General features: G+C 46.6%; 5 protein-coding genes and 1 other RNA gene. 3 read left to right on the top strand and 3 right to left on the bottom strand.

What is annotated here, in order from left to right; genetic code table 11:
• The first annotated feature begins 85 nt into the window (after nt 1-85).
• Complete coding sequence (rsmD, locus tag AC4E7D_RS11295; RefSeq protein ID WP_490173897.1) at nt 86-631, top strand: 16S rRNA (guanine(966)-N(2))-methyltransferase RsmD; 546 nt, start codon at nt 86-88, stop codon at nt 629-631.
• A gap of 27 nt (nt 632-658) precedes the next feature.
• On the opposite strand, the gene rnpB is transcribed toward rsmD, so the two are convergent.
• Nucleotides 659-965, bottom strand: an RNA gene (gene rnpB / locus AC4E7D_RS11290) — RNase P RNA component class A.
• Between the two features lie 134 nt (nt 966-1,099).
• On the opposite strand from rnpB, the gene AC4E7D_RS11285 reads away from it, so the two are divergent.
• The gene (locus AC4E7D_RS11285; RefSeq protein WP_490173896.1) at nt 1,100-2,899 is read left to right on the top strand and encodes a DNA polymerase III subunit gamma/tau; all 1,800 of its coding nucleotides are present in this window, start codon (nt 1,100-1,102) and stop codon (nt 2,897-2,899) included.
• Nucleotides 2,900-2,901: 2 nt separating this feature from the next.
• Here AC4E7D_RS11285 and AC4E7D_RS11280 read toward each other — a convergent pair whose 3' ends face one another.
• The gene (locus AC4E7D_RS11280) at nt 2,902-3,246 is read right to left on the bottom strand and encodes a transmembrane 220 family protein (RefSeq protein ID WP_490173895.1); all 345 of its coding nucleotides are present in this window, start codon (nt 3,244-3,246) and stop codon (nt 2,902-2,904) included.
• Nucleotides 3,247-3,403: 157 nt separating this feature from the next.
• Between AC4E7D_RS11280 and AC4E7D_RS11275 the strand changes: the two genes are divergently transcribed.
• Nucleotides 3,404-3,985, top strand: coding sequence for a MiaE family protein (locus tag AC4E7D_RS11275; RefSeq protein WP_490173894.1), 582 nt, complete (start codon nt 3,404-3,406; stop codon nt 3,983-3,985).
• Nucleotides 3,986-4,010: 25 nt separating this feature from the next.
• Here AC4E7D_RS11275 and ppk1 read toward each other — a convergent pair.
• Nucleotides 4,011-5,296: polyphosphate kinase 1 (gene ppk1, locus AC4E7D_RS11270; protein ID WP_490173893.1), on the bottom strand; the 1,286-nt coding region annotated here is incomplete at its 5' end.

Genomic DNA, 5,296 nt, shown 5'->3' with positions numbered 1-5,296 from the left:
CTATCTACCTGCCGTCTAACCAGATCTATTCCACAAAAGACCTCGAAGAGGATTCTATAGATTTTGCGGTAATCAACGCCCTGTAATGAGGATTATATCGGGTAAATACGGGGGAAGACGTATTAGGGCCCCTAAAAACCTTCCGGTACGGCCTACAACCGACCGGGTAAAAGAAGCCCTCTTCAATATCTTTAATAACCGTTTTGTTTGGAAAGAAAGTTCGGTATTGGACCTGTATGCCGGCACCGGCAATATCAGTTTTGAATTCGCTTCCCGTGGGGTTGAACAGATAACCAGTGTAGACAAGGATTTCGGGTGTATCAGGTTTATCAATACCGTATCGAAAGACCTGGGTATGCAAATTTCTACTGAAAAAAGGGACGTGCTGCGATTTCTGGAAAAACACAGCGGACAGTATAACATAATCTTTGCCGATCCGCCCTATGCGATAGAGCTTACGGAACTAGAAAAATTGGTGAACCTGGTTTTTGAGAATACGCTCTTAAGCGATGATGGCACATTGGTAATTGAACACGACAAACGCATGAAATTGGCCGGCTTACCGAATTACGCCACATCCAGAACTTACGGGGGCAGCGTTTTAAGTTTTTTTGAGCACAGCATAAAATGAAAAATTCCCCGGTTTCGCAACCGGGGAATTTTTAACAGGTCATAAGCCGGATTCTGTTACGTTGGACAACGCTCTTATCATTTATCTGGACCCCCGGTTACCCGGAAGGTTCTATCCGCCTACCCTTCAGTTTGGGCGTGCAGCCCTCGAGCACTGATTTACATGGCGTTTCACCGCATAGAGTTTACCTGATTTCACTACAGCCTTACCTGTACATACTTTCTGTTGCACTTGTCCTTCCCGAGAAACGGGAGACGGGTGTTACCCGCTATGCTGCACTGCGGTGTTCGGACTTTCCTCCCCGGTAGCCCGGAGCGATAGGGTGACCTGCAAGGGGCAAAGATACGAAATCGCAGGGAACCCCTAAAATTGTTGATAAGTATTGGTGTAGCCGACCTCTTTTTAAAGCTCAGAAGAATCCCTATTTTTATATTTGTATAGTTACCTGCTAATTAACATTCAGCACAATTGGAACCTTTTATTGTCTCAGCTCGCAAATACAGACCCCAGACCTTTAAGGATGTAGTGGGGCAAGAGGCGATTACCAATACACTAAAAAATGCCATCGAGCACAACCACCTCGCACAGGCCCTCTTATTCTGCGGCCCAAGAGGGGTGGGAAAGACCACATGTGCGCGGATCCTGGCAAAGAAAATAAACCAGGAAGGGAATGAAAACCCCGATGAGGATTTTGCCTTTAACATCTTTGAGCTCGATGCGGCTTCCAACAATTCCGTTGATGATATCCGGAACCTCATCGACCAGGTACGTATCCCACCGCAGGTAGGTAAATACAAGGTCTATATTATTGACGAGGTGCACATGTTGTCCCAATCGGCCTTTAACGCCTTTCTGAAAACCCTTGAGGAACCTCCCAAGCACGCGATTTTTATCCTTGCCACGACAGAAAAGCACAAGATCATACCCACCATCCTCTCCCGTTGCCAGATCTTCGATTTCAAACGGATTTCGGTGCGGGATGTCGCCGGCTACCTAAAATACATTGCAGATGAACAGGGTATTGAAGCCGAAGAAGATGCCTTGCATATCATTGCCCAAAAGGCCGATGGTGCCATGCGGGACGCCTTGTCTATTTTTGACCGGGTAGTAAGTTTCTCTGGCAAACACCTGACCCGTAAGGCAGTTACAGAGAACCTTAATGTCCTGGATTACGACACCTATTTCGAAACTACCTCCTTGCTATTGAACCACGACATCCCCGGGACATTGCTGTTGTTCAACAAGGTGCTGTCGCAGGGGTTTGAAGGCCACCATTTCATAAACGGACTTGCAGCACATTTCAGGGATTTGCTGGTATGTAAGAATCAGGATACGCTGGAACTGCTCGAAGTGGGGGATAAAGCAAAAGCGCAGTACCAGGACCAGGCCCTAAAAACTTCAGAAACCTTTTTACTGCAGGGGATCGACCTCTGTACTACCTGCGACCTCAATTACAGGACCAGTAAGAACCAACGTTTGCTCGTAGAGCTCACACTGATGAAAATTGCTTCGTTGGAATTCGACCCTGAAAAAAAAAATGACCGCCTGACCGCCGCGGAACCCCAGTTGATCCCCAGCGCCTATTATAAGTCGCATCATACAGCAAAAGAAGTAGTCCCTCCTGCCCAACAGGAACCTCAAAAGGAGCAGGCTGCCGAAGCTCCCGAAGTTGCTGAACCTGTTCTAACCGAGGCGCCAGCACCTGTTGCAGAGGTACCTCCACAAACACAGGAAAGTGTTACGGAAAGTCCGAAGCAGCCCACGGAAACCGAAAAAACCCGGGATATTCTGATCCGTGAACGTAAAAAACGTATTTCCGGACTATCCCTGTCCAGCCTGAAAGCGAAAAAAGAACACGAAGAACTCAAAAAGGAACAACAACCCGAAGAGGTTGAACTTCCCCGGGAGCCCTTTAACGATGAAGCCCTACACACCCACTGGACGGCATATGTGGATAAACTGGAAAATTCTGGGAGAAAAATACTGGCTTCTGCCCTTAGTACGGACGTACCCAAAGTGTTGGGCGATCATGTGGTCTGGATCGAAGTGCCCAACCACACTATGAAAAAGGAGATTGAACGGGAACAATCCGATTTGTTGAACTATTTGCGGGAGCAATTACAGAATTATGACCTCAGTCTGAAAATTGATGTAAATGAAGAAGCCGCCAAGCAATACGCCTATACCCCCCAGGAGAAATACGATAAGCTCCGCAAGAAAAATCCAGCCATAGACCTCCTGAAAAAACAGTTCGACCTGGAACTTTGAGTTTATTTTTTGCGGGCTTTCCGCGCCAGGAAAAACATAACTCCGGCAACAATCAATAATCCAAGGGCTTCCCTGCCCCTCTCGATATTTTCGATGTCTCCCTCACCTATTCTTACGCCTTCAAATTTCTCAGGCCATACCCAAAGGGTCGCTGTCAAATAGACCAGTCCAAGGATAAGGCCAAGGATAGGTTGAAACCGGTTAAGCAGGTAAAGCAGACAGGCCACAGCGGCTGCCCCGTAGAAGGAGATCCATAAAAGGGCGTCCGGATCATTGTACTGCAGGATGGCTGCCGTTATAAAAAGCAAGGCAAAAATCAGGGCAACCCCTTTAGAAATCGCTTTCATAAGCTTGGTTTGATGCCTCCACCCCTTTGAAGGGAAAGGAATTATATAAAGATATCAAGAATGTACCAATGCGCCTACAAGGGGCTTCCCTATTCATTATATGTTGGTGATAATCCCCATCAGGAAGAACTTTATACCTTTGTAAAAACACTTCATTATGCTCGGATTGAAATTACCAACTGATCCCAGGTGGGTCAATATCGTTGAGAAGAATATAGATGAAATCCTTACCGATCACGCCTATTGTGAACAAAAAGCCGCAAGTACGGCAATCTCCCTGATCGTTACCTTTCCGGAGTACCCGGAACTAGTACAGGAAATGACGGCCCTGTCCCGTGAAGAAATGGGCCATTTTAAAATGGTACATGACCGTATCCTGGCCCGGGGGGGTACCCTGGGAAGGTATCGGAAAGACGATTATGTTATTGAGCTGATGAAATTTTTCCCAAAAGGGGGCGACCGAAAGACCCAGCTCATACATCGCTTGCTGTATGCAGCCCTGATAGAAGCAAGAAGTTGTGAGCGCTTCCGCTTGTTGTCCGAAGAACTCAAGGACAAGGACCTGGCTGAATTTTACAGGAAATTGATGATCAGTGAAGCGGGTCATTACACTATGTTCCTGAAATTCGCCCGAAAGTACGGGGACCGAAAAGAGGTGGATCAGAAATGGCAGGACCTGCTGGAATACGAAGCCGGGATCATGAAGAACCTGGGCAAGAAAGAAACGGTTCACGGCTAACCCCAAAAGGTCTCACCGCTATAGCCTATACCTTTTTGGTCGACCTAGGTTCCAGCTTTGCCCTATAGTACTCGTAAAGTGCAAATTGTGAGCGTATTGCCGGATCCTTTTTTTCGCGGTACCGATTGTCGTGATCTTTGGAGAATACCCGGGCTTTTACATTATCGCTCCAACAAATATCAAAAGTATCCAGGAGTTCTTCCCTTACATCAGGGTCATAGATCCTGCAGCCCACTTCTACCCTGTTGTCCAGGTTTCGGGTCATCCAGTCCGCCGAGGAAATATATACCTTGGGATCTCCTTCATTGGCAAAAATGAAAAGCCTCGGGTGCTCGAGAAACTTGTCTACAACGCTTATGGCTTCAATATTCTCACTTAAACCAGGTACTCCGGGAATGAGACAGCAGATACCACGGATGATCAATTGAATTTTTACACCCGCCCTACTTGCTTCATAAAGTTTATCCACCATGGTATACGAGGTAAAACTGTTCATCTTAATCCTGATATAGGCCACTTTCCCAGCCTTCGCATTGGCAATTTCCTGGTCGATCAGTCTTTTAAAGGTCGTCTTGGTGTAATGTGGTGAAACCAGCAGGTGTTTGTAGGTGGGTATGCGATAGGAGGTTTCAAAGAACTCAAATACCTTATCAATTTCTTTTAGTATAGGCTGATGCGCTGTAAACAGGGTATAATCCGTATAGATTCTGGCAGTGGTTTCATTAAAATTTCCGGTACTCACAAAGCCATAGCGTTTTACGCCATCGGCTTCCTTTCGTTCAATAACGCCCACCTTGCTGTGTACTTTCAAACCAGGAATCCCGAAAATTACCTTGACCCCTTCACTCTGTAGTTGTTCGGCATATTCAATGTTCGCCTGTTCATCAAAACGGGCCCTTAGCTCTATTTGTACCGTAACCTTTTTACCATTTTTGGCAGCATTGATCAGGGAGGAGATCACCTGAGATTCACTTGCCAGGCGGTAAATGGTAATTTTAATGCTCCGGACCTGGGGGTCCAAGGCCGCTTCCCGAAGGAATTTAATAAGGTAGGAAAAGGTATGATAGGGGGCATACATGAGATAGTCCTTATTGGCAATGGCCTGTAACAGGCTACTTTCCAAACTCAGGCCCTTGATTGGCAGCGGTGTGATTTTCTCATACTGTAAGTCCTGCCTGCCCAGGCTGGGGAAGCTCATATAATCTTTTCGGTTGTGATATCTGCCCCCGGGGATGATACTATCTGTATCGTGAATATTCATTTTCTCCTTGAGAAACCGCAGCGTATCCGCTGAGATCTTCTTGTCATAAA

It is taken from the genome of Lentiprolixibacter sp. (assembly GCF_982873095.1).
Note: the sequence above shows the minus strand (reverse complement) of the source record. Positions and strands in the feature narration are given on the sequence as shown.

Excerpts from the sequence above, each read along its gene's own strand:
- rsmD (WP_490173897.1), top strand. The coding sequence starts at position 86 with ATGAGGATTATATCGGGTAAATACGGGGGAAGACGTATTAGGGCCCCT.
- AC4E7D_RS11280 (WP_490173895.1), bottom strand. The coding sequence starts at position 3,246 with ATGAAAGCGATTTCTAAAGGGGTTGCCCTGATTTTTGCCTTGCTTTTT.
- AC4E7D_RS11275 (WP_490173894.1), top strand. The coding sequence starts at position 3,404 with ATGCTCGGATTGAAATTACCAACTGATCCCAGGTGGGTCAATATCGTT.